Consider the following 24248-nt stretch of genomic DNA (forward strand, 5'->3'; position numbering starts at 1 on the left):
GTGGAAACCCACGCTTTTAGAAGTCGGTCATGACTCTGAACTGGTCAATCTCCGGTTTGTTAAGGGCGTTTATGAACTGTTCGGCAACTTCCCTGACGTCCTTTGCATTGGTGATGGCACGTCCGACCACGAGGATGTCAGCGCCCTGGCCCAGAGCTACAGGCACCTTATCGAGACGGACTCCGCCTGCAACGGCGATCAGAGCTTTCGGAGCGATCTTTTTGATCTCGCCAATGTTGCCCCAGGCATGTTCGGTACCTTCGATGTCGATTCCGCGGTGGAGTTCTATGACATCAGGCATGACTTTGAGCTGCTTTAAGACCGAAATCGGGTCATGCTGGTTGAGAGTGTCCATGACTGCATAGATGCCTGTTTTGTGAGCTTCTTCAATGAGCTTGTCAATGGTGCTGATCGGGGCAAGGGCTGAGACCACAATGGCATCGCCTGCAGCGTCTGCAACCATCCTTGCTTCAAGGTTTCCGGTGTCCAGGGTCTTTAAGTCAGCAACGATGAAGGCATCGGGCCTGACCTGCCTGATTTTGGAAATCACATCCACGCCGTAGCGCTTGATGAGAGGTGTGCCTGCTTCGATAATGACGTGGTCGCTGTTCGGGATCTGGGAGATAGCCGAAAGCACGAACTCGAGGTTCGGGTTGTCAAAAGCAACCTGCAGGTATGGCGGGTCCCAGAGCCTGGTGACCTTGAAACCCATGATTGCGTGGGTGGACTTGTTGCTTTCCTCGAGAACTTTATTGATGTCCGGGAAGCCTTCAAGAGCGCGCTTGATTGCGAGTTTTGTTGCACCGTAGTTGTATCTGTAGATCTTGTTATAGTCCTGGGCTTCGGGGTGGATAAAGACGCTTGCTACAACGACAAGGTCCTCAACCTGGTCCTTCGGGATTACACCTTCTTCTACGGAGTCTGCTACTGCCTTTGCAACTGCCGACTGAGCAGGGCCGAAAATTTTTGCTGCCTGATCCATATTCTTTACGGTAACCTTCGGGATGATGAGGGTTGAAGGTTTAGGCGGCAGATTTGGCCTGATAACGGAAAGAAGCGGGGTGTGTCCTGCAGAAAGCTGGGTAAGGCCGTTTGCAAAAGCCTGCCCTACAGGGCCTCCTTTATCTCCTATCATCAAATCAACATGGGCGAGCTCTGAGCCCTGCCCCATCAATGCTTCTCCTATCTGAAACATATTTGACCTCGTAAATGCGATGAAAGTAATATTAAGTGTTATTAAGTGTTTGATAGTTGGTTGCTTGAGAGCGAATTTGTCTTTAAACTGAGGGTAGTATAACCCTTTTGCCTGCTAAACGCCAGCCTGATATAAATAATCTTGGATATCCCAAACAGTTTTTCGACAGCTCACAGGTTCTCCGCAATTTGATTCCATAATTACGGAATTTCCGGAAACTCCTGCTTAAAGGAGAATTTTCGGACACATATCGTTCAGGACGCAGACTTCACACTTTGGGGAAATCGGTCGGCAGATGTTCTGTCCTAATTTTACAAGCAAGAGATTTATATGTTTCCAGTATTTCTGCGGAAAAATTTTTTTTAATTCAAGCTCCGTCTCTTCGGGAGTTTTAGTCTCAACCAGCCCGAGCCTGTTGGAAATCCTGTGAACGTGTGTGTCCACTGCAAGGGCATCTTTAAGGAAAGCATGGGCAAGTACGCAGTTAGCTGTCTTTCGGCCAACTCCCGGCAACTTGAGGAGAGTTTCCATATCATCCGGAACTTCGCCATCGTATTCCTCGAGCAGAATCCCGGAAATCTCTTTTATCCTCCCGGATTTGACCCTGTAAAAGCCCACATCTTTTATGAGCGCTTCAATTTCTTCAACATCCGCCCCGACCATTTCCTCGGGGGTCGAAAACCTCTCAAAAAGTTTTCTTGCTGCAGGATAGGTGACATCGTCCCGAGTCCGATGAGACATGACAGTGGAGATTAACACAAAAAATGGGTCTCTTGAGCCATCAGTATAGCCCTCAGGGTAAAGTTCGAAAAGCCTCCGCATGAGTTCATCAAGGTCCATGTCCAGAGTTAGTGTTCTCTTAATATAAAATACCAAATTAAAACCGTAATTCGAGAATCGGGCAAAAAAAGCGGATAAAAAATCTTGGAAATAATTTCAAAAGAAAACAGAAAATGTTTTGAGAAAAATAAAGTGTTTGAGAAACAAAAAATGTTTGAGTAAAAAAAATATTAAAAAGCCAAGATCCAGATTCGAACTGGAATGAAATCGCTCTGCAGGCGATTGCGTAGCCGCTCCGCCATCTTGGCACAGGTAGGTTCTCTTAAACAACTTTATTAGATATATACTTTTAGGTCAAATCGAATATTAAAAGAGAAAAAGCCAAGATCCGGATTCGAACCGGAATGGAATCGCTCTGCAGGCGATTGCGTAGCCGCTCCGCCATCTTGGCATTTTTGAGCACGTATCAGTCGTGTAGATGCAATTAAAGTAATTTCTAATATATAAATATTTAGCTTGAAGCAGCAATTCCGAAAGAATTTGACAATCAAAACATAAAAAAATATATTGTGTTACCTCCCGGAAAGAGATAACCTAACCGGATAAAAACGGGTTAGACAATAGCGCTGAAAAAACTGGACACAACAAACATTGCCGCAATTACAGCCAACAAAATAATCACTACAATAGGCAGGAGTACAGCTATCGCCGATTTCACCATGCTTACATCATGTACAACCATGCCGCCCACAATGTAAAGATATATTCCGTAAAGCCCGAAGATCCAGCCGATAAAAGGAATCCAGGAGACTACCATTACAGCGGTTGCATAAGATATGAACCTGAAAGTGCCTTCGTAAGTTCCAGATCCTCCAAGCACTTTATAAATAACATAGAGTATTGCGGCTCCGATAAAGATAGAGATGATGCTCATGATAAGTGCTACAACCGCAGTTATAATTGCAGTGGAAAAACCAAATTCGGTAATACCGCCGTACCCATACATGCCCCTCATCATTCCGCGGTTAAAAAGTGCGGTTAAAAGCCAGTATATCAGATAGCTGAGTGCTGCAAAGGTAATAGGTTCATTATATCCTCCGGTCGTTGGCATTCTTCTGTAAAAATCAGACGGCCTTTGTATAACTTCTTTCCAAGTTTCGATATAATCCATTATTATCCCCATTAAAAATATGCATGAACCGTATTTAAAGAGATTTGTCATTCAAAAACAAAATCCATTTTCAGATTTAACAGGGTATTCGGACTACAGAAAACAGGAAGTTTCACCAAACGATTAGAGGTATTCATTTTCGCATGTAATGAAGCCGCACATTTCAGAAACAAATTCGTCTGTTTCGAGTGTTTCCTTTTTGTTTACCAAATACCTCATTTAAATACGCGGATAAATATCAGCGCCTCCGCCAGCTTGTCTGGCGGCCCTGCACAAAAGGAATTAAAAGATATTCAAGAGAGATACTGAAATTCATACAGTTTTAACCTTTTTTGCTTTTTTAACTCACAAACGCCCTCAGTAGTTTTTGCTTGCGGACCTGTTATTTTCATTCTTCGGGCTCTTTTTTGTCTTATCGGGAAAGACCGCTCTCCTGCGTCGAGCGGGACATGAACGACACCATATGGCGAATAAGGTTTTATGGGTTAGGATTCAGGAGTTTGAGCCAAGGATTGCTTTTTTCCGAAAATGTCAACCATGTAGATAAACGACCAATAAAATCAAAATTCATTAATAGTACATAATCCAAAACTTTACTGATTTTTAATGTATACCCTGATTCTGATTTCAACAATGACAAACTTATCGGAGATCAGAGCACTTGTTTTGCCTTATTACGAAGACGTTGCTCTAATATGTGCAATAATTACTGCTCTACCTGTACTGGTAGGTATCATACTCTATTTATCCAAGAATCACATTTCGAAACCTTCGACTCCGAAGGACGCTGAAGCACTTGTAGAGTACAAAAAATATTTCACGGAAAAGGAACTGGAAAAGCTTGAAGTGCCCTATGTTCAAAGAATAGAAAACAACATTGAACGAGACGTGATAGAAGAAGCAGCCGATTTTTTAAAGAGTTCAGAGCAAGTTCTCATAATATGTGGGGAAAGCGGGATCGGGAAAACCAAACTTGCAATTGAAATATCCATAAAAATTAATGAATCCAAAGAACTTACAGGAAATTTCAAATTCAAAGGAAATTGCCTATTTGCAAATCTAAGGCATTATAAAAACCCCAAGGATATTGAAGAAAAATTAAACGCCAAACTTTCGGAAAAGACGGTACTCATTTTCGATGATTATCAGTATAACATGGAAGTGTTCAACGAAATAAAAAATAAGGCATTAAGACGAAACTCAAAGCTCATCATTACCACAAGACCGATATTCGTTAAGGCCCTGAAGGAAAAGATAGGGGAAGTTTCAATCAGAAAAATCAAACTGGGAAGAATGGATATAAACGGGATACTAAAGGACTTGGAAGACGGAGACTTAAAAAAGGTCGAAAGGATTTCGGAAGGAAATCCTGCAATAGCTCTCCTGGCTCTCGATTACATAAGAGAAGACCCCGACAGGAATGCAAAAGAGGTATTTCAGGGCATCAGAACAAGCAAAGACTTTTTTGACAAAATCATAAAAGACTTCCAGAAAGAATACGGAGAAGATTTTATAGAATTCCTTGCAGAGGGAGAACTTACTGGCGGAGTGGCAAATATCCCGCAAGAGTATGAAAAAACAATGATAGAAATGGAAAAAAGCGGGCATATTGCCAAGCATGAATCAAAATACCACCTGACTCCCGATGTCCTATCGGAATATCTGATCAACCGAGAATTTTTTTCCGGTACTATTCTGAAACACAGCTTTGAAGAACTCGCCAGAGCAGATAACGGAACCTACATTCTGGAGATGCTTAACTCCATAATGAAAATCAAAGATGATAGGGAAATATACCGTAAAGCCGCAGCAAAATTGCTGGAAATCGTTGACCAGCTTGAACCCAATGCCGAACAAAAGAAAAAAAGAATTAAAACAGGAATAATGGTTTATGACGGATTTGGTAGCTTAAACCTTGTCACAGAAAAACTTAAAGAATTCTGGACAGATTACGACATTCTGCAAGATGGAAAGGATCTCCTTGACCTAGGAATATTCCTTATAAAGATATCAAAGCCCTACGAAGCCAGAAAATGCCTGGAAAAAGCTGAAGAAATATTCTCAAAAAACCATGATAAAGTTGGAATTTCTTCTACAAGTCATAGTCTGGGAATTATTTATCAGCAGCAGGGCAACTACGAAGAAGCAGTAAAAAAGTATAACCAGTCACTGGAAATGAAGGAAGAACTGGGGGACAAAAGCGGAATTGCAATAACACTGTACCAGCTTGGAAATATTCATTATTCTCAGGGCAACTACGAAGAAGCAGTAAAAAAGTATAACCAGTCACTGGAAATGAACAAAAAACCGGGGGATAAAAGCGGAATTGCAAAAACACTGCACCAGCTTGGAATGATTCATCACGATAAGGGCAACTACGAAGAAGCAGTAAAAAAGTATAACCAGTCACTGGAAATAAAGGAAGAACTGGGGGACAAAAGCGGAATTGCAATAACACTGCACCAGCTTGGAAATATTCATTATTCTCAGGGCAACTACGAAGAAGCAGTAAAAAAGTATAACCAGTCACTGAAAATTAAAGAAGAACTGGGGGACAAAAGCGGAATTGCAAAAACACTGCACCAGCTTGATAGGATTAAAAAAGACATGGATAGATTGAAAGAAAAAATGGGAGAAGAAAATTTTGAAAAAGCCTACCAAAAGATTGAGAGTAACAACAAATAATTTCCGCTTGCTCTGAATAGTAATGAAAGAACTATGCAATGAGCAAGGCTGTAAGCTATGAAAGAAGCAGTTTCAAAAACAACAGCAAAGCACAAAAATCAAGTTCAAAAGCAATTTCAGAATAGAATTGAAAGTATTATAAGGTGAGCTTGGCAGCGATCCAGAGTTCCCGAAGGCTCGCACACTTCAGTACAGTAAGGAACGCGGGCAGGCTTATCTGCTGTGTTCGGGATGGGTACAGGAGTTGCCCTACCGCTATGGCCGCCAAACTCAACCTATAAATTGGATATGGAAAAAGTCATGTATAGATGTGCTGCATACTGGATTTCGCCTGGACCTGAATTAAGTGAAAGGAACGAATGGTTAGTTAACGCGGACTGAACACCTCGTTGCCTTGGTGCTTACATCCCGTTTCTATCAAACCGGTCTTTTACCGGAATCCTTAAAGAGGTCTCTTTTTAGGTCAGAGTTCGAGCTTAGATGCATTCAGCTCTTATTCCTGAGCGCGTAGCTGCCCGGCGATGCCTTGTCAGACAACCGGTACACCAGTGGCGCCGCTGCTTGGTTCCTCTCGTACTAAAAGCAGCTTACCCGCAGACCTCGGGCACCTCTAGTAGATAGTAACCGACCTGTCTCACGACGGTCTAAACCCAGCTCACGATCTCCTTTAATAGGCGAACAACCTCACCCTTGGCCGCTGCTGCACGGCCAGGATGGAAAGAACCGACATCGAGGTAGCAAGCTGCCGGGTCGATATGTACTCTTGCCGGCAACGACTCAATTATCCCCGGGGTAACTTTTCTGTCATTTTTGGCCCCCACCAAGGAGGCTCAAAAGTTCGCTAGAGCCGACTTTCGTCTCGTCATCCACTGCTGTGCTGAATAACGTCAGGCTGACTTATGCTCTTGCACTCTTCAGCGAGTTTCCGACCCGCTTGAGTCAACCATTGCGCGCCCTTGATATCTTTTCAAGGGCGTCCCGCCCCAGGCAAACTGCCCACCTATCGGGGTCCTCTTCTCAGAGTTAGGGTCGTAGTCCCGGAAGGGTAGTGTCCCAAGGACGGCTCCACGAATGCTGGCGCACCCGCTTCGATGCCTCCTACCTACACTGTACATCCAGAACCACAACCCAACGACAGGCTGCAGTAAAGCTCCACGGGGTCTTCACTTCCCCCTAGAGGTCTCTAGACTGTGCACTAGAATGTAAGCTTCACCGGACTCCAGTTAGGGACAGTAGGGCTCTCATTGATCCATTCATGCAAGTCGCCAATTAAGCGACAAGGTACTACGCTACCTTAAGAGGGTCATAGTTACCCCCGCTGTTTACAGGCCCTTCTTCCCGTTGAACCGGGGTTTCAGGTACCTGCACTGAGCAGGATTCAGAGATTGTACTAGCCCTTACGGGTTTGCAATCTCCTATGTTGGTATTAGACAGTTAGAGCCCCCTGGTCACTGCGACCTGCTGTCTACACAGCAGGCACTCCTTATCCCGAAGTTACGGAGCTAATTTGCCGAATTCCCTTAACTGAATTACTCCGACACGCCTTAGCCTTTTCAGCTAGGGGCACCTGTGTCAGTTCTCGGTACGGACATTTAGCTGTCCTTTTCACGGGTCCCGGGGTGAAGCCGACTTGTGCCATTACAGATTCGCCCGCTTCTCGCCATTACGGCTCTCCACGGGGTTCGCTGCTTAGACGGCGCGACGACGCCGCTCGGCTTGCCCTGAGACGTCAGACTAAACGCTAAATGGTACAGGAATATTAACCTGTTTCCCTTTCGGCGTACTCGAATTACGGTACGTCTTAGGACCGACTAACCCTCGGCTGACGAACATTGCCGAGGAAACCTGGCCCCTTCGGCGGCAGGGAGTCTCACCCTGCTTTGCTGCTACTATTACCAGGATTTTCGTTTGTGAACGGTCCACAGGACTTCACAGCCCTGCTTCGACCCGAACACAACGCCTTCCTACGAGATTACCTTGCGGTACTCCGTGGTATCGGTGGTCGACTTGAGCCCCGTCAATTTTCGGGGCCCCAAACCTCGACTGGTGAGCTGTTACGCACTCTTTGAAGGGTAGCTGCTTCTAAGCTAACCTTCCAGCTGTCTGGGGCTTGGGACGCCCTTTAGTATTAACACTTAGTCGACACTTGGGGACCTTAACCACGGGCTGGGTTGTCTCCCTTACGGACTACAAGCTTACCCCAGCAGTCCGGACTCCGACTTTCTAGGATGACGGGGGGTTTGGAGTTTGACAAGCGAGCGAGGGATTTCTCCCCCGGAATCGCCAATCAGTGCTCTACTCCACCGACGATCTCAAGTCAGGTCATGCTGCGACATGTTTCGGAAGGAACCAGCGGATGCCGGGTTAGATTAGCATTTCACTACGAGACGCAGGTCACACGAATGATTTGCAGATCAATACCGTTTACGGTCCTCCACGTAGCTTTCGCCACGCTTCAACCTGCCCACGCCTAGATCACCCGGCTTCGGGTCGTACCCCGGTGACTCCACGCACTTGTATACGTCGTGCCTCGCCAAAAGGCTGCGCACATGTTGCTTTCGCTTCGGCTGCCCAGATAAAAGGTTAGCCATTGCCACCAAGATACACTCCCTGGCCCGTTCTTCAAAACGTAAGATACGACACTGGCAGTGACATTCGTACTACATCCTCGCGAATGATTCCTTCATGCCAGAGATCCTTTCATGCCGTATCGTTCCATCACTATCAGGTTTCAGGCACTTTGCACCTCCCTTCTCGGGGTACTTTTCAGCGTTCGGTCACCCTACTATTTCGCTATCGGTCTCAAGGAGTATTTAGTTTTGGAGGTTGGTGCCCCCCAAATTCCCGCACGATATCCAACGCACGGTACTCAGGGACATGTTCCGGTCTTTTGGCGTACATCTAAGTGACTGTCACACTCTATGGTCTGCCGTTCCAGGCAAGTTCGATTTTACCGCCAGACGTTTGAACAGCCCTACAACACCACATGTCCCCGAAGGGATTCGGTTTGAACTGTGCCGGTTTCACTCGCCGTTACTTACGGCATCTCAATTGATTTCTTTTCCCGCTCCTACTGAGATGTTTCAATTCGGAGCGTTCCCGATCATGAATGATCACTACGGAGAGGTCCCATTCGGAAATCCCGGGTTCATTGGCTCCATGCACCTACCCCGGGCTTATCGCAGCTTGGCACGTCCTTCATAAGCTCTTGAGCCGAGCCATCCACCTGATAGCATAATTCCTAATTACCTAACCAGGTCCAGTAAGCGTCCAGTATACAGCACATATACACGACTTCATATGCCTGAGCTTCAGCACAGGCTATCCATCCTTCCCCGAAAAACTACTTTCCGGGTGCACTTGATGATTATAAAATTAATAGGGGTGAGGATTTGATCGGTTTATCGGCATCTGGGTGATAGTGTTTTTTCGGCTTAGGAGGTGATCCAGCCGCAGATTCCCCTACGGCTACCTTGTTACGACTTAACCCCCCTTGCAAAATTCAGGTTCGAACACGGCACGAAGTCCGTGCCCTCACCCATACCTCACTCGGGTGGTTTGACGGGCGGTGTGTGCAAGGAGCAGGGACGTATTCACCGCGCTATATTGAAACGCGATTACTACGGATTCCAGCTTCAAGAGGGCGAGTTACAGCCCTCGATCCGAACTACGGATGGGTTTGTGAGATTACCAGCCCTTTTCAGGGGAGGGACCCATTGTCCCATTCATTGTAGCCCGCGTGTAGCCCGGGAAATTCGGGGCATACTGACCTACCGTGGCCCGCACCTTCCTCCGATTTAACACCGGCGGTCCCCACAGAGTACCCATCGTCCCGGAGGACATGCTGGTAACAGTGGGCACGGGTCTCGCTCGTTGCCTGACTTAACAGGATGCTTCACAGTACGAACTGGCGACGGCCATGCACCTCCTCTCAGCGATTCAGGCAAGGTCTTCGGCCTGGCCTACATATTGCTGTCGTCCCCGGTGAGTTGTCCGGCGTTGAGTCCAATTAAACCGCAGGCTCCACCCGTTGTTGTGCTCCCCCGCCAATTCCTTTAAGTTTCAGCCTTGCGGCCGTACTTCCCAGGTGGCTCGCTTCACGGCTTCCCTGCGGCACCAGACACGGTCGCGCCATGCCTGACACCTAGCGAGCATCGTTTACGGCTGGGACTACCCGGGTATCTAATCCGGTTCGTGCCCCCAGCTTTCGTCCCTCACCGTCGAACCCGTTCTGGTAAGACGCCTTCGCCACAGGTGGTCCCACAGGGATTACAAGATTTCACTCCTACCCCTGTAGTACCTCTTACCTCTCCCGGTTCCAAGTCTGGCAGTATCCCCCGAAAGCCTAACAGTTGAGCTGTCAGATTTCCCGGAGGACTGACCAAACCGGCTACGGACCCTTTAGACCCAATAATCACGATCACCACTCGGGCCGCCGGTGTTACCGCGGCGGCTGGCACCGGTCTTGCCCGGCCCTTGCTAACAGATGTATTTTACACATCCGGACAGCCAGCATATGATGCTGGCACTCGGTGTCCCCTTATCACGGTTTCCCGCATTGTAAAGTTTTCGCGCCTGCTGCGCCCCGTAGGGCCTGGATTCATGTCTCAGAATCCATCTCCGGGCTCTTGCTCTCACAACCCGTACCCGTTGTCGGCTAGTAGGTACGTTACACCCACTACTACCTGATAGGCCGCAGACCCATCCTTGGGCAGACGAATCCGTTTTACGCAGAAAGCATTCCAGCATATGTGCGTTATCCGGTATTATCCCCAGTTTCCCGGGGTTATGCCGGACCCAAGGGCAGGTTATCCACGTGTTACTGAGCAGTACGCCATGTTCACAAAGAACATATGACTCGCATGGCTTAGGCGAACACCGATAGCAGTAACCTCTGGCAGGATCAACCAGAATTGTTAAGGTATCGCACACTTAAAATTAAAGGTCTTGGTCGCAGAAACTTGCACTAACAACATCAATTCAGTTAGTTCATTTTTCGCGATAGATATTTGAAAAACATCTATCACCCAGAATTAACCGAACCGACAAATCCTCGTCAGACAGGAAAGAACTCCTGACTCCATTAAAAGATGAAAGAGATTTTTGTAATTCAACCCACACAACCACATTGTGTGAGGGACAGATAGAAGGCATTTCTTGTATATAAACCTTCTTATTGTTCTCCCACGAATTTGGACCTGTGAGGGATTACGTATAAGGCATTTCTTGCATATAAGCGTTTTCCTTCAAGGAAGGTTGAACAAATTTGAAAGATGGAAAGTGAATGGTTAAAAGATTTCAAAAGAGTTGACCTTTTGAATCCTCACCTTTGTCCGTTTTTATTGGCGACTGCTGTAAAAAACAAACCGCTCAGGCACTATTTATTCCGTTTTTCAGGTTTCGTTTTTAAGTACCTGTTCCGTTTTTCGAACTCTGTTTTTCAATTTCCGTTTTTCACCTTCGGGGTGTCTTGTGACGCCCGAGAAGCAACCCTAACATAGCATATATACTATAAATAATTTTCTGTTGAAAACCTAAAAAAATAAAATTTCAGCTGAACATTTAAAAATATGCATGATGTTTATATACCAGAACTGTACATCCATGTAGGTGATTACTATGGATGTACACACTGAAAGAAGGGATCGATTTTTACATCGAACCCATGCAGAATAAAAAAGTAACTGTTTTTGACACAACACTGCGTGACGGAGAACAGACCCCTGGAGTATCCCTGACTTCTTCTCAGAAGCTGGAGATTTCTCGTCAACTCGACAAACTGGGGGTAGACATAATAGAAGCCGGATTTCCCATATCTTCAGAAGGGGATAAAGAATCCGTAAAATCGATTTCTAATGCTGGGCTTGAAACCACAGTCTGTGGACTTGCTCGTGTGCTGAAAAAAGATATCGATGCCTGTTTTGAAAGTGATGTTGGCCTTGTGCACACTTTCGTTCCGACCTCGGATGTACAGCGGATCTATACCATCAAAAAGAGCCAGGAAGAAGTCATTCAACTGGCTGTGGAAGCGGTCCAGTACATCAAAGATCACGGACTGAAGTGTATGTTTTCTGCAATGGATGCCACCAGAACCGATCCTGCATACCTCATAGAGGTTTTCAAGGCGGTTCAGGAGGCAGGATGCGATATCATTAACGTGCCGGACACCGTCGGCGTTATGGTTCCGTCTGCAATGTACAGGCAGATAAAAGACATTGCAGCTGAAATAACGATTCCGATAGACGTACACTGCCACAATGATTTCGGGCTTGCAGTAGCAAACAGTCTTATGGCTGTTGAAGCAGGGGCATCTCAGGTACAGGTCACTATTAACGGTATAGGAGAAAGAGCAGGAAATGCTGACCTTGCCCAGACAGTGATGAGCCTGGCATCAATCTACGGTATAAAAACCAATATTCGGACAGAATACCTCGTAGAAACCTCGAAAATGATCGAAAACTACACCGGAATCAGGCTTCCACCAAACACGCCTGTGGTCGGGCAAAACGCCTTTTCCCACGAGTCGGGAATCCACAGCCAGGGAGTGCTTGAAAAATCCGATACCTTCGAACCAGGTATTATGACCCCGGAAATGGTCGGGCACAGACGGCGCATTGTTCTTGGAAAGCATACAGGCAAACACGCAGTCAAACAGTCCCTTGAGTCTGCTGGCGTAAAAACCAGTGAAAATCAGCTCGATGAGATTGTGCTCAGGATCAAAGAAATCGCAAACAAAGGGAAACAGATAACAGACGCTGATCTCTATGCAGTTGCCTCTGCAGTGCTAGGAAAAGCAAGTTCTGAAGAAGAACTGATTAAACTCAAAGAAGTATCCGTCATGACAGGAAACATCCTCACACCTACAGCTGTGGTCAAGGCAGATATTGAAGGCAAAGAAATAATTGCAGCAAAAACCGGAGTAGGTCCTGTGGATGCTGCCCTTAAAGCCGTAAGGGATATCCTGGGCGAGAGCAACCATTTCAGGCTCCAGGAATTCAGGATCGATGCTATCACGGGAGGAGCTGACGCTCTTGCCGATGTGTACATAGGTCTCGAAAACGAAAAGGGCAGAATTGTAACAGCACGTTCCGCAAACCCGGACATAGTCATGGCTTCCGTAGAAGCCCTCATAAACGCTATGAACCTGCTGTATAAGAAAGAAAAAAGCTAAAAAGGCAAGAAAAAGACTGAAAAGCCGGAAAATAATACCGGAACCGGCACTTGAAGCCTTAAGGATAAGGCAGACACCTGTTAATTTTCGGGTTTGTGTTCCTCAAGCATGTATAAAGTAAAATAAAATGAAATGGAATACAAACCCATGCCTTATCCAATCATTGATTCTCACTGTCACCTTGATTTTCCCAAATTCAACCCCGACCGGGAAGAGGCTATCCACCGCGCCCGGAAAGCAGGAGTTGTCGGAATGGTCAACTCCGGAATTTCCCTGAAAGGCAACCGCATGAGTCTCGAGCTTGCAGAGAAGAACGAGGACATCCACGCCTCTCTGGGCCTGAGCCCCGACATCGGGAGAGGGGGGACTGATGACGTCATCAACTCAATCCTATCCCAGATCGAAGACAATGCCGGAAAAGCGGTGGCGATCGGAGAAGCCGGTCTGGACTTTCAGGACTGCAAAACTAATGAAGAACGAGAACGTCAGACAGCTTCGTTCAAAAAAGTAATCGAGCTTGCAAAAGACCTGGAAAAACCCCTTGTGGTGCACGCCCGGATGGCTGAAGCCGAGGTCCTGGAGCTTGTCAGAAACGTGGACACCGTAATCTACCATTGCTATAGCGGTTCCCCTGAGACCATGCAGGAAATTGTGGACGCAGGTTACTATATTTCCCTGGCCACCCTTGTCTGTTTTTCCGAACACCACCAAGCTCTTGCAGCTGAAGTGCCCCCTGAGAACCTGCTTCTGGAAACCGACAGTCCTTTCCTCTCCCCCCGCAAAGGCAGAAACGAGCCTGCATATATAGTGGATTCAATTCCGGTTGTAGCGCAACTTAAGGAAATGAAACCTGCAGAAATTGCGAGAACCGTCACTGGAAACGCACGCAGGATTTTCAAGATATGAAGTTTTAAAATAGTTTTAGAAAAAAGAAGGAAAAAAACAAAAAGTAAAGGGAAAGCAGAAAAAAAAGCAGAAGAGGAAGAAATATGGAAGTCCGGTACATCTGCCCCACAGCCTACGATTCCAGTGTTTACCTTGTAAATGGGAAAGTCCTTATCGATGCGGGAATGAGCAGCGACCTGATCATCAGGGAACTTGAAAAATCTATCAAGCTTACTGACCTTGAACTGATCATCCTGACCCACTGCCACTATGACCACACTGCCGCAGCTGCAGAAATTGCGGAGAAGAGCGGAGCAAAAGTTGGAATCCACAGAGCAGACCTTGAAGGTGTAAACGACGAGTATCTCAGTGTTTCCGTGCTCTTCGGAGACCGTGCCCCGGCTGTCAAACCAACAGTCATCTATGAAGAAGGAGACAGAATTCCCATAGGAAACGAGGAGTTTCTCGAAGTTATCCACACCCCGGGACATTCAAAAGGGAGCATCTGCCTCTATGAGCCCGTCTCAAAAAGCCTCTTTTCGGGAGACACTGTCTTTCCAGGAGGTGGTTTCGGAAGGATGGACTTTGAAGGCTCAGAACCTGAAAAAATGCTTGGTTCCGTAGAAAAACTCACAAAACTCGATGTAAAAAACCTGTACTCAGGACATGGAGCCCCCAATGATAGGGACGGGAATAAACAGATCATGGCTTCTTATACAATGCTAAAGATGATGATGGGAGTCTGAAGGCAACGAATAAGGAAAAGAGCTTAAAGATTGGGAGTTCGGAAGCAGACTATGGTAAAAGATACAGCAGTCCCGATAGAAAATAAAAAATTTACCAGGGAAAAAAAAGATAAAGAAAAGGATAAAAAACCTGATAGAGAAAGAGCTGGCAGGAAAACAGGTTTTTTTGTCCCAAAAAAAGTAGAGACAGGAAAAAAAGGAAAATTAGGACGAAAATCGGAAGGGAAGGCAGAAGAAAAAGCAGAAGGGAAAGCCGGAATCAGCACCTCAACAATATCTGAAAGGGCAGTTCTGAAACCCTCAGCAGGAAAAAGAAAAAAAGCAGAATCGGGACCTGGAACCAAAACCGGAAAGAAGGAAAAAAAGCAGAAAAAAAGCTTTTCTTCATCTCTCCCCGCATCAAAATTTCTCCCGATGAGCCCTGAAGAAGTAAAGGCTCGCGGCTGGAAAGAACTTGACATCATCCTGGTTACCGGAGATGCCTATGTGGATCATTCCAGTTTCGGGACTGCAATAATAGGAAGGGTCCTTGAGGATGCCGGCTTCAGAGTGGGAATAATTGCCCAGCCCAGATGGGATAACCCTGAGGATTTAAAGAAACTCGGGAGGCCCAGACTCTTTTTTTCCGTAAGCGCAGGAAACACCGATTCAATGGTCAGCAACCTGACTCCGGGCCTTAAACCCCGGAAAAAGGACGCATATTCTCCCGGAAACAAAACAGGGCTTCGTCCAAATCGCTCCGTGATTATCTATTCCAACAGGATAAAAGAAGCTTTCCCCAATGTGCCGATAGTGCTCGGAGGAATCGAAGCTTCCCTCAGGCGCTTTGCTCATTATGATTATCTTTCGGATAAAGTCAGGCAGGCAATTCTTGCCGACGCCCCCGCAGACCTGGTTGTCTATGGCATGGGCGAACTCCAGATCGTAGAAATTGCAAAACGTCTTCAAGCCGGAGAGGACATCCGGAAGATCAGAGACATCCCCGGCACGGTCTGGAAAATGGAAGTCAGAGCCTGGAAAGAGCTCAAAGAAAAGGGCAAAGGGACGAATGAAGCTGTGGCTAGGGATACAGCCCCTGAAGCAGCCGAATTTTTTAAGGAATATATCGAAATCCCTTCTTTTTCCGAAGTTTCTCAGGATAAAGCGGCTTTTGCAAAAGCTTTCCGCACATATTTTCTGGAACAGAATCCCATCACCGGAAAAGGCATTGTCCAGCCTCACCCAAAAACCGTTATTGTGCAGAACAGGCCCATGCGTCCTCTGACAGAAGCGGAACTTGACCATGTTTATGAGCTGCCTTATACGGGGGAAGCCCACCCCTCCTATACCGAGCCCATCCCTGCCCTTGAGATGGTAAAATTCTCCCTGACAACACACAGGGGCTGTTTCGGAGGCTGTTCTTTTTGCGCCATCACCCAGCACCAGGGGCGTATGATCACAAGCCGCAGTATCGAGTCCGTCCTGCGGGAAGCAAAGAAGCTTACGGAAAAGCCGGACTTCAAAGGCATAATCAACGGGGTCGGAGGTCCCACTGCCAATATGTACGGCATGGGGTGCAGATCCTGGGAAAAGCAAGGAGCCTGCCTGGATAAAGCCTGCCTCTACCCGCGGGTCTGCCCGGCTCTCGATACCAGCCATAAAAAACTGCTCGAATTAATGAAGCGCCTGCGCGAGCTTCCCGGAGTCAAACATGTCTTTACAGGTTACGGCGTGCGCTACGACCTTGCCCTTGAGGATGAGGAATACCTCGAAGAACTCTGCACCCACCACATAAGCGGGCAGCTGCGGATTGCACCTGAACATTTCTCAAAGCGAGTAACCGATGCAATGTCCAAGCCGGGAAAGAAAGTTTATGAGAGATTTTCCGAAAAATTTGCCGCCTTTAACAAAAAATGCGGCAAGGAACAGTACATCGTAAACTATCTTATGTCGGGCCACCCGGGATGTACCCTTAAAGATATGATCGAAATGGCGGAGTATTTACGGGACCATGGAGGCTACACCGAACAGGTACAGGACTTTACCCCAACACCCATGACGGTATCAACCTGCATGTACTACACGGGGCTTGACCCGTTCACAGGCAAAAAAGTGTATGTTGCAAAAGATAAAAAAGAAAAAGCCATGCAAAGAGCCCTTATGCACTACAGGAGCCCTGCAAACTATGAACTCGTATATGAAGCCCTGGAAAAAGCAGGAAGGCTTGACCTTGTGGGAAACGCTCATAAGTGCTTGATAAGGAGAAAAGAGAAACAATGAAAGTGAAGAACTTAGACATACCGACTTCAAATGAACAGGATCGGAAGGAACCAGATTTTCGGGGAAAATTAATGGTTTCCCTCAAAATTTCGGGGAAAATTAATGGTTTCCCTCAAAATTTCGGGGAAAATTAATGGTTTCCCTCAAAACCCCCGGCACTCACGCAGGAAAACTCTCAGTTTCCCGCTTACCTGTCCGCAGTAGGTAGTTAAAGGCCTTTCCTTGATCTCAATTAGCAGGTTTGCTTCTCCATCCCAGCTAAAATGGGCAACTATGCCGTGCCTTCAAGTACCCCTTAATTTCTTGGCTGCAGATCTACTCCTCATAAATCAATTCGATGGACTCGCACTAGCACCGCCTGGAGGCTTTAAAGTAATATTCAAAAACGCCTTTGCACCAATCTTTGAATCTACTCCCATACCCGATAAGCACATAATCGCGATCAATCTTCCCATCGGGCCCGGGCAGTGCTAGCATACCAAACCTGTCATTGATGTTAACGATTATTCTAAGTTCATCTATATAACGGATTTCTATGGCTTTCAAGAGTTTTTCGGGTAAACCCGACAGTAAGTCTTCAGATAGAAAACCTTCACCAAACTTCCAAGGAGAAATAACACGGAAATTCACTCCTTCATTGAGCTTCTTTTTTATGAGAGGCATAAAGAAGTGGGGAAAATCATCAGTAAGGTACCAGGCATATTCATGCATCTCCTCTAAAAGCTGTGTTGTTCTGTTGACCACCGTAAAAACTCCATGAACCTCTTCTGCTTCTTCAAAAGCGTCAAGTTCCCTGAGTAGATGTGGAGGTATAGCAGAGGTGTCATGATGCAGAAAAAAGTCCGACTTTTGAGCGATAATCTCCAAATTTGGTATTGATGAGACTACAAGCCTTCCAAGAGAAGTGAGGGAATAACACCCTTCACTATCTTTACTAATCAGACTGCTTTTAAACAGGCGGTTCAATTGCCTTGCTGCCTCAGGAGACGTAGCGTTTATTGTATTTGTTAGCCGGGTGAATGTCAATGATTCTTTCTCCAGAGCCTTCAATATGGCAAGCCTGCTCTCGGATGACAGCTCAGCAAAAAGCTCGTGACTCTTCATGCCTTTACATTCTAACAATTATGCTACTTAGTCATACCGATGTAACTACTGTAACATCTGTTCCAGATTTTTCTTAAATAAACGCACTTGAGTATAGCTATTGGTGAAATAAATAGTCAAGAAGGAATTAGAATACTCATGTAGAATTTTCTGGAAGTTAAAACAATGAACACTATAAAGGCCAGACTGTTAAATAGAAAGGCATCAAGTGCAAAGAGCAGACCCGATGAAATAGTAAAGATCCTCTCCCTTAAGCCGGGGCAGAAAATTGCGGATGTTGGCTCTGGGGGAGGCCATTTTTCCCTCCTTTTTGCCAGATATGTCGGCAGTGAAGGAAAAGTATATGCGACCGATACAAACAAGGGATTCCTTGACTTTGTAAGCAACAGTTCGGAAAAAAGCGATTTTCATAATATCGTCACCGTGCTTGCTGAGGGGGATAGGTTTCCTTTTACGAATGAGAAACTGGATCTGGTCTTTCTGCGTAACGTGTATCATCATCTTCCCAACAGGGAAGTCTATTTCAGGGATCTGGCCGCAGCCCTGAGCACTGGAACAAGGGTTGCGATCATCGATTATGACGGCAGAGGTAAATGGAGCTTCCATCGACTCTTCTGTCACAGTGTCCCAAAGGAGACAATAATCAACGAAATGGCTGTAGCAGGATACTGCCTGGTAGAAGACCACACATTCCTGCCAGAGCAGAGTTTTCTGATCTTTTCGGCAGCCAATAATAAAAAGAACTGCAATCAAGAGGGGACCCTGTTTTGAAGACAGATGGGATTGCTTCGGACTCGAATATTTTGAATGGAAAAGAGTATCTAGTCGCGGTTGGAGTTGTGCTGCTGGGGCTCTTCATGTCCGTAATGGATACTGTCATTGTAAACATAGCACTGCCCAGTATAACTGCTTATTTCGGGAATACGATTTCCGAATCACAATGGGTTGTAACTGCTTATTTGATAACTATCACGGCATTTATGATAGTTTTTGGAAAGCTCTCCACATACACGGGCCTGAAAAAGATGTTTCTTGGAGGGATTGCTCTTTTTACGGTAAGTTCTCTTGGATGTGGTATGGCTTCTTCTCTTCTTATGCTCATCACCTTCAGGATAACTCAGGCAATTGGAGGGGCCATGGCGAGTTCTATCAGTATGGCCCTTATTTATAGGATTAGCCCTCCTGACAAGCAAGGAAAGGCAATAGGTATCATGGGTGCAACTGTTGCCATCGCAAGCCTTGCAGGTCCGGGTATTGGAGGCATATTGATCGAGATGTTCGACTGGAGAGCCATTTTCCACATTAACATCCCGATAGGAATAATTGGACTCTTCATAGGAATTCCTTATCTCAAAGTAACAGATACCAAGAAAAAAGGAGAAAACATCGATTGGATAGGGGCTGTAAGTTTTGCAGTTGGCATCACATCACTCATGGTCTTGTTCAATGCAATCACTACAAAAGGCCTGTATTCCATGGAGGTTCTGGTTACCTTTACAGTGATGTTTTTCGCATTTATGCTCCTGGGATGGAATGAAAGACGGCAGATAGATCCCATGCTTGATACCGGCGTTTTCCGTGAACCGATGTTTTTTCTGCCTCTTTTGAGCACGATTCTTTTCTTTGCTGCAGTTTTCATGCTGAACATAACCATGCCTTTCTATCTGGAAGAGGTTCTGGAATTTACCCCGTTACATGTGGGGATGCTGATGATGGCCATTCCTGTTGTCCTGATAGTTGGCTCTCCGATAGTAGGCTGGCTGTATGACCATTATCTATGGCAACATTTCTCAACCATGGGACTATTAGTAGCCTTTTCAGCCCTGCTAATATGTGCCTGGGCGATACTGGATGAAAGACTGGGAATAATCTTATTCTCAATGGGTTTGTTTGCAGCTGGATATTCCCTTTTTCAGAGCCCCAATAATATTGAGATAATGCGGGGATTGCATAAAGACAGAGCAGCTATCGCTTCCAGTATTGCAAACACGGGCAGATATTTTGGAATGGCAATCGGGGCATCTTTTGCATCTGTAATTCTTTCCATACAGTTCTTGTCTACAGAACTGACAAAGGCATTACCCGAAATCGATATCAACAGCCTGACATTATCCTCAGGAGTAACGCTGGCTATAGCTGCCCTGCTATGTATAATTGCTGCCTGGCCTTCTTACATAAGGAACAGAAATAATTGACTTACCTTAATCATATAACTGAAAAGTTTACTCTGAAAAAATATTTGTTACTGTTTAGATCAGATCAGCTACTTAGATTATACAATTGATCACAGTGAAAGAAGGAAACCGAAATGACTCTTAAGCTTGTAGAAAACCTTCAGAAACTGGGTTTTACAGGTAACGAAGCCAAAATCTACACAGCGCTTGTCTGCTTCAAGCAGGCGCGAGCCAGTGAGATTGCAGAAAATGCAGGAGTTCCGAGACCCAAGATATATGGAGCCCTCAGAGGAACGGAGAAAAAAGGCTATGTAAGGATAATTGAAGGCGAACCGACCTTTTTTTGCTGCGTCCGACCAGAAGAGATCATTTTAAAATTAAGGGCAGATTTTATGCTCTTTTTAAGTGAAACTGCCAGTGAACTTAACGCATTGAACTCCACCTCTTTTTCATCTCCAGGAAGGTTTCCAGGAACTAAGAGTAAGGACTTGAAAATTTGTCTAAAAAAAGCAAAATGGGGATTTCAATTTCCAACTCTAACTCCTAAAGTTATGTAAGCAGGGCTGTATCGATTCGGTACTTAGTACTCATACATGATCATCGGTTAAGGAATTTTCTTGCTTGACGGTGTCGATTTTGTACCAGAAGCCTGCTTAAATTTTGACTCTTTTACATAAAATCGATACTTTGTTCCAGCCTACAAAACAATGAAATTTTTGATGATTGTTGTGGAAATGAAGGCAATTTGTCAAGGTTCCCCATCTAATAAAAGACGCATGAAATACTTTTCCCTGCTTACTCAATACCCCTGGCATTCACGCAGGAAAGCTCTCAATTTTCCGCTTACCTGTCCGCAGTAGGTAGTTAAAGGCCTTTTCTGGATCTCAATTAGCAGGTTTGCTTCTCCATCCCAGCTAAAATGGGCAACTATGCCGTTGCCTTCAAGAACTCCGGAATTTCCAGTTGAAGTTTCAATCCCGTAAGCCTGGAGTTTTTTCTTCATACAGGAAAAAACCTCTGGAGTAACATTTCTAAATTTGATGCCCTGACAACCTTCAGTATCAATTTTTCTCTCGCCCATATTTATACCAGGCTCCTGGATTTCCTTTAAGAACCGTGGCACTGTCTTACGAATTGTTTTATTTTCATGGCTGCGACTTCACAGCTGACAATAAATGGTTTTTCTGTGATTGTAATCGTAAGGATGGACTGCCCGTCCCATTGGAAGTCTGCCACAATCCCTGACCCCGAGAGTTCTCCTCTATTTCCCGGCGGGACATGGATGCCGGAGTCCTGAAGCTTTTCCTTCATACAATTAAACACCTCAGGAGGTACATTACTAAACTTTATAGGTCTACAGCTCATGGTCTTTCCTCCTATAGAAATATCCAAAAAGATTGTCACTCATTTTTTTCGTTCATTCTATAAAGTAATGAGGTTTCTAAAAAATTAAAATTTGGAGTTTTCACATCAATAAAGGATAGTTCAGAGTTTATTAAGACATTTATAAAAGTTGATTAGGATTCTAGCATCTGATTTCCGCAGACGTCCTTCCAATTTTCATAATTTTTCCTGCTATCGTTTTTTCTGAAAACTGCCCTAGCTACTCAAACATTTATTTTTGAAATTTTGCAAACTCTTTGGCCTTTTGTCTTCATTGAGAACTTCCAGAAGCCGTTTACCTAAGCTTCAGTTGAGACAATGACCGAAATTTTCTAATAATTCCCCAAAAACGATAGCAAAAAAAATGTTATTTTTTTGAAGACATGTCGAATAAGAAAGAGCGATTACTCGCTCTCCCTCTTCTAAGAACCGTACGTGAAAGTTTCCCTTCATACGGCTCAAGCGTTCTATAACCTTTTCTGTATCAGGTAGCAGTCTTTTTTTTAAATGGATTGACCTTTCCGAGGATTCAATTTGTTTTGACGTTCATAGAAGTAATCCACATTAAGAAATAGATTCATTTGTAGTTTTAAAGGAATGTGTCTATAGATTCTGGTTTTTGATAAAAGCAGTAAATTGTTCTTTTCTGTTCTGAAATTCCACCTTCTGGTAGTGCTTCTTTTCCAGTATTTGTTGACAATCCAATCTTTGGGTTTGTTTAAATGTCTTCTTTTAGCCCATTTCCATAACAGTTCCCAAATTCTGTGGTCAAGTGTCTGGAAAATATCCGAGGAGACCACGGAATTATGGTAGTTAGCCCAACCTCTTATTATGGGGTTTAGTTTGGAGATTAAGAATTCCTGAGACCATGCCTTTCCTTCAGTTATGGTTTGACTGATAGTTTCAGTAAATCTTTTAATGGACTTTTTGGAGGGTTTGATAAGAAGCTTACCGTTGTACTTGCGGAAATTCCAGCCCAGAAAGTCAAAGCCTGCATCAATGTTTGTGATAAGGGTTTTATCATCCGAGAGCTCAAGACCACGTTCTTTGAGAAAAGTAGCAATTATATCTTTAATTTCTTTAGCAGTTTCTTCTGAATTAGCAGTAACTATGAGGTGAGTAGCACAGAGGAGTTTCACCCCTAGGCCCTCTCAGCACCGGACTTGAACCTCTCAGCTCATCCGGCTCCCATTATCCAGCCTCAGGAAAAATACCCATTTGCCAGTGAACAAAAAGTTTTGGATCCCTTCTGGCAATTTTGCCAAGCCAGTATCTCGCTCGTCGCTTGTGGCCTGCAAGTTTCTTGTATTTACGTTGGGCCCAGCGAGTCAACACCCGATTCATATGCTTGAGTACACAGTACAGTTCAGACTTGTAAAAGAGTCCATAGTAGTTGACCCACCCTCGAAGTATAGGATTAAACATGTGGGAAAGGTCTTCTAACGTTTTATCTGGTTTTAGGTGCATTCGCCAATCATGAATTTCTTGCTGCATAGACTTTTTAGCAGTGTTACTGACTGCTGGAGTAAAGTTGATAAAGTGTTTCCCGTATTTGTTCTTTGACCTACGGGGTCTAAAGGTATAACCCAGAAAGTCAAATTTTGTTTCTGGATAATCACCTTGACGATCATCATCTTTACAATAGACAATCCGTGTTTTGCTAGGATGTAGCTCGAGACCAAATTCAGATAAACGCTTGTCCAACTCAATCCACAGCCTTTCTGCCTCTTCTCTGCTTCGGCAGTGTATGACACTATCATCGGCGTATCTTTCAAATGGATTATACCGATGATGACTATCCATCCACTGGTCAAAAGCATAATGAAGAAACAGATTCGCAAGAAGCGGACTAACAACGCCTCCCTGGGGAGTTCCTTTTGTCCGTTCATTGACTGTTCCATCTGCCATCTGAAAGGGTGCTTTGAGCCATCTCTGAATGTAGAGAATGATCCATGGTTTGTCAGTATGCATACTGACTTGCTTCATTAGCAGATCGTGATTAATATTGTCAAACAATCCTTTGATATCGAATTCCAGTAACCAGTTATATCTCCAACAACGCTTACGTGTTGCAGCAAGAGCGTCTGCAGCTGACTTGCCGGGTCTATAGCCGTAAGAGTCGGGGTGAAAGAGTGGTTCTAATTGCGGTTCCAAATAGATTTTTGTAACCATCTGTGCTACCCTGTCGAGTACTGTGGGAATTCCCAGAATGCGAGTTCCGCCGCTCTTTTTAGGGATTTCGATTGCTTTCACTGATGGGGGGAAATAGCAGCCAGAGGACATTCTATTCCAAATCTTATAGAGATTGTTTGTTAGATCTGATTCAAAAGCTGCAATGTTTTCATCATCAACACCAGCAGCACCTTTGTTTGCTTTTACTCTCTGAAAAGCTTCTTGTACTATATCTTTAGAGATTTCATAAGGCTTTGTTTCGTCCATGGGTTCCTCCCTTGATTTGTCAGGTTGACCAATTTTCAAAACTGGATAACACAATCCCTTCGCTTCACTCCCATTACAGGAGCTTCATCACTACTACGGATTGTTCCGCCCCTGTACATCGCTTCGATACTTTCCTCCTTACGGGTCCTCCGCTTGGAATTTTCTCTTACCATCGAAGTACAGGTTCCCACGTTCCACACAGAAGCCTGTGCTAAGTTCACGCCACCTTCATGCCGGCCACCATCTGGTCAGTAAA

General features: G+C 45.1%; 17 protein-coding genes, 2 tRNA genes and 3 rRNA genes. 8 read left to right on the forward strand and 14 right to left on the reverse strand.

Annotated features, from left to right (window positions below; genetic code table 11):
* Window positions 1-16: 16 nt before the first annotated feature.
* From MA_RS24045 to MA_RS24060, 5 genes are all read right to left on the reverse strand, one after another.
* On the reverse strand, window positions 17-1195 hold the full coding sequence (locus MA_RS24045; RefSeq protein ID WP_011024481.1) for a bifunctional 5,6,7,8-tetrahydromethanopterin hydro-lyase/3-hexulose-6-phosphate synthase: 1179 nt from the start codon (window positions 1193-1195) through the stop codon (window positions 17-19).
* A 225-nt stretch (window positions 1196-1420) separates the two neighbouring features.
* On the reverse strand, window positions 1421-2035 hold the full coding sequence (gene nth / locus MA_RS24050) for an endonuclease III domain-containing protein (protein ID WP_048066030.1): 615 nt from the start codon (window positions 2033-2035) through the stop codon (window positions 1421-1423).
* A 176-nt stretch (window positions 2036-2211) separates the two neighbouring features.
* Window positions 2212-2283: transfer RNA gene (locus MA_RS27820), tRNA-Cys, on the reverse strand.
* Window positions 2284-2354: 71 nt separating this feature from the next.
* Window positions 2355-2426, reverse strand: a tRNA-Cys gene (locus tag MA_RS24055).
* A gap of 162 nt (window positions 2427-2588) precedes the next feature.
* Complete coding sequence (locus MA_RS24060) at window positions 2589-3197, reverse strand: YIP1 family protein (RefSeq protein ID WP_011024483.1); 609 nt, start codon at window positions 3195-3197, stop codon at window positions 2589-2591.
* Between the two features lie 582 nt (window positions 3198-3779).
* On the opposite strand from MA_RS24060, the gene MA_RS24065 reads away from it, so the two are divergent.
* Entirely contained in the window at window positions 3780-5831 is a 2052-nt protein-coding gene (locus MA_RS24065; protein ID WP_162013106.1) for a tetratricopeptide repeat protein, read from the forward strand.
* A 147-nt stretch (window positions 5832-5978) separates the two neighbouring features.
* Here the strand turns inward: MA_RS24065 and rrf are convergent.
* From rrf to MA_RS24080, 3 genes are all read right to left on the reverse strand, one after another.
* Window positions 5979-6100, reverse strand: a 5S ribosomal RNA gene (gene rrf / locus MA_RS24070).
* Window positions 6101-6174: 74 nt separating this feature from the next.
* Window positions 6175-9078, reverse strand: a 23S ribosomal RNA gene (locus tag MA_RS24075).
* Window positions 9079-9267: 189 nt separating this feature from the next.
* Window positions 9268-10745 (reverse strand): 16S ribosomal RNA (locus MA_RS24080).
* The 16S, 23S and 5S rRNA genes sit together here, the layout of an rRNA operon.
* Before the next feature lie 709 nt (window positions 10746-11454).
* Between MA_RS24080 and MA_RS24085 the strand changes: the two genes are divergently transcribed.
* From MA_RS24085 to MA_RS24100, 4 genes are all read left to right on the forward strand, one after another.
* The gene (locus MA_RS24085; protein ID WP_011024485.1) at window positions 11455-13002 is read left to right on the forward strand and encodes a 2-isopropylmalate synthase; all 1548 of its coding nucleotides are present in this window, start codon (window positions 11455-11457) and stop codon (window positions 13000-13002) included.
* 147 nt (window positions 13003-13149) lie between these two features.
* Window positions 13150-13908, forward strand: coding sequence for a TatD family hydrolase (locus tag MA_RS24090; protein WP_011024486.1), 759 nt, complete (start codon window positions 13150-13152; stop codon window positions 13906-13908).
* An 83-nt stretch (window positions 13909-13991) separates the two neighbouring features.
* On the forward strand, window positions 13992-14633 hold the full coding sequence (locus MA_RS24095) for an MBL fold metallo-hydrolase (protein ID WP_011024487.1): 642 nt from the start codon (window positions 13992-13994) through the stop codon (window positions 14631-14633).
* 414 nt (window positions 14634-15047) lie between these two features.
* Window positions 15048-16892, forward strand: a complete 1845-nt coding sequence (locus tag MA_RS24100) for a YgiQ family radical SAM protein (protein ID WP_011024488.1) — start codon at window positions 15048-15050, stop codon at window positions 16890-16892.
* Window positions 16893-17240: 348 nt separating this feature from the next.
* Here the strand turns inward: MA_RS24100 and MA_RS24890 are convergent, their stop codons facing one another.
* A complete protein-coding gene (locus MA_RS24890) occupies window positions 17241-17996 on the reverse strand; it encodes a helix-turn-helix transcriptional regulator (protein ID WP_052279229.1) in 756 nt (251 codons plus the stop codon).
* 165 nt (window positions 17997-18161) lie between these two features.
* On the opposite strand from MA_RS24890, the gene MA_RS24110 reads away from it, so the two are divergent.
* The 3 genes from MA_RS24110 to MA_RS24120 all read left to right on the forward strand — a co-directional run bounded on the left by MA_RS24110 (window position 18162) and on the right by MA_RS24120 (window position 20727).
* Window positions 18162-18767 carry a class I SAM-dependent methyltransferase gene (locus MA_RS24110; protein ID WP_011024490.1) on the forward strand — a complete coding sequence of 202 codons (606 nt, stop codon included), beginning with the start codon at window positions 18162-18164 and terminating at the stop codon, window positions 18765-18767.
* Window positions 18764-20191, forward strand: coding sequence for an MFS transporter (locus tag MA_RS24115; protein ID WP_011024491.1), 1428 nt, complete (start codon window positions 18764-18766; stop codon window positions 20189-20191). Before MA_RS24110 ends, MA_RS24115 begins: the two co-directional genes overlap by 4 nt.
* A gap of 113 nt (window positions 20192-20304) precedes the next feature.
* On the forward strand, window positions 20305-20727 hold the full coding sequence (locus MA_RS24120; protein ID WP_011024492.1) for a TrmB family transcriptional regulator: 423 nt from the start codon (window positions 20305-20307) through the stop codon (window positions 20725-20727).
* A gap of 242 nt (window positions 20728-20969) precedes the next feature.
* Here the strand turns inward: MA_RS24120 and MA_RS24125 are convergent, their stop codons facing one another.
* From MA_RS24125 to MA_RS27825, 5 genes are all read right to left on the reverse strand, one after another.
* Entirely contained in the window at window positions 20970-21173 is a 204-nt protein-coding gene (locus MA_RS24125) for a hypothetical protein (RefSeq protein ID WP_226990707.1), read from the reverse strand.
* A 104-nt stretch (window positions 21174-21277) separates the two neighbouring features.
* Window positions 21278-21535 (reverse strand): hypothetical protein, encoded by a 258-nt coding sequence (locus tag MA_RS24130; protein WP_048066034.1) that lies wholly within the window; start codon window positions 21533-21535, stop codon window positions 21278-21280.
* 521 nt (window positions 21536-22056) lie between these two features.
* Window positions 22057-22692, reverse strand: a complete 636-nt coding sequence (locus MA_RS24135) for a group II intron maturase-specific domain-containing protein (RefSeq protein ID WP_226990708.1) — start codon at window positions 22690-22692, stop codon at window positions 22057-22059.
* Between the two features lie 52 nt (window positions 22693-22744).
* Window positions 22745-23992: a group II intron reverse transcriptase/maturase gene (ltrA, locus tag MA_RS24140; RefSeq protein ID WP_011024495.1), complete on the reverse strand. Its 1248-nt coding sequence runs from the start codon at window positions 23990-23992 to the stop codon at window positions 22745-22747.
* Window positions 23993-24027: 35 nt separating this feature from the next.
* Window positions 24028-24213 carry a hypothetical protein gene (locus MA_RS27825; RefSeq protein ID WP_157197147.1) on the reverse strand — a complete coding sequence of 62 codons (186 nt, stop codon included), beginning with the start codon at window positions 24211-24213 and terminating at the stop codon, window positions 24028-24030.
* Window positions 24214-24248 lie beyond the last annotated feature (35 nt).

Origin of the sequence: Methanosarcina acetivorans C2A (assembly GCF_000007345.1) — an archaeon.
Classification (GTDB): domain Archaea; phylum Halobacteriota; class Methanosarcinia; order Methanosarcinales; family Methanosarcinaceae; genus Methanosarcina; species Methanosarcina acetivorans.

Excerpts from the sequence above, each read along its gene's own strand:
- MA_RS24890 (WP_052279229.1), bottom strand. The coding sequence starts at position 17,996 with ATGAAGAGTCACGAGCTTTTTGCTGAGCTGTCATCCGAGAGCAGGCTT.
- MA_RS24065 (WP_162013106.1), top strand. The coding sequence starts at position 3,780 with ATGACAAACTTATCGGAGATCAGAGCACTTGTTTTGCCTTATTACGAA.
- MA_RS24130 (WP_048066034.1), bottom strand. The coding sequence starts at position 21,535 with ATGAGCTGTAGACCTATAAAGTTTAGTAATGTACCTCCTGAGGTGTTT.
- MA_RS24060 (WP_011024483.1), bottom strand. The coding sequence starts at position 3,197 with ATGACAAATCTCTTTAAATACGGTTCATGCATATTTTTAATGGGGATA.
- MA_RS24125 (WP_226990707.1), bottom strand. The coding sequence starts at position 21,173 with ATGAAGAAAAAACTCCAGGCTTACGGGATTGAAACTTCAACTGGAAAT.
- MA_RS24100 (WP_011024488.1), top strand. The coding sequence starts at position 15,048 with ATGAGCCCTGAAGAAGTAAAGGCTCGCGGCTGGAAAGAACTTGACATC.
- ltrA (WP_011024495.1), bottom strand. The coding sequence starts at position 23,992 with ATGGACGAAACAAAGCCTTATGAAATCTCTAAAGATATAGTACAAGAA.
- MA_RS24110 (WP_011024490.1), top strand. The coding sequence starts at position 18,162 with ATGAACACTATAAAGGCCAGACTGTTAAATAGAAAGGCATCAAGTGCA.
- nth (WP_048066030.1), bottom strand. The coding sequence starts at position 2,035 with ATGGACCTTGATGAACTCATGCGGAGGCTTTTCGAACTTTACCCTGAG.
- MA_RS24120 (WP_011024492.1), top strand. The coding sequence starts at position 20,305 with ATGACTCTTAAGCTTGTAGAAAACCTTCAGAAACTGGGTTTTACAGGT.
- MA_RS24095 (WP_011024487.1), top strand. The coding sequence starts at position 13,992 with ATGGAAGTCCGGTACATCTGCCCCACAGCCTACGATTCCAGTGTTTAC.
- MA_RS24090 (WP_011024486.1), top strand. The coding sequence starts at position 13,150 with ATGCCTTATCCAATCATTGATTCTCACTGTCACCTTGATTTTCCCAAA.
- MA_RS24045 (WP_011024481.1), bottom strand. The coding sequence starts at position 1,195 with ATGTTTCAGATAGGAGAAGCATTGATGGGGCAGGGCTCAGAGCTCGCC.
- MA_RS24085 (WP_011024485.1), top strand. The coding sequence starts at position 11,455 with ATGTACACACTGAAAGAAGGGATCGATTTTTACATCGAACCCATGCAG.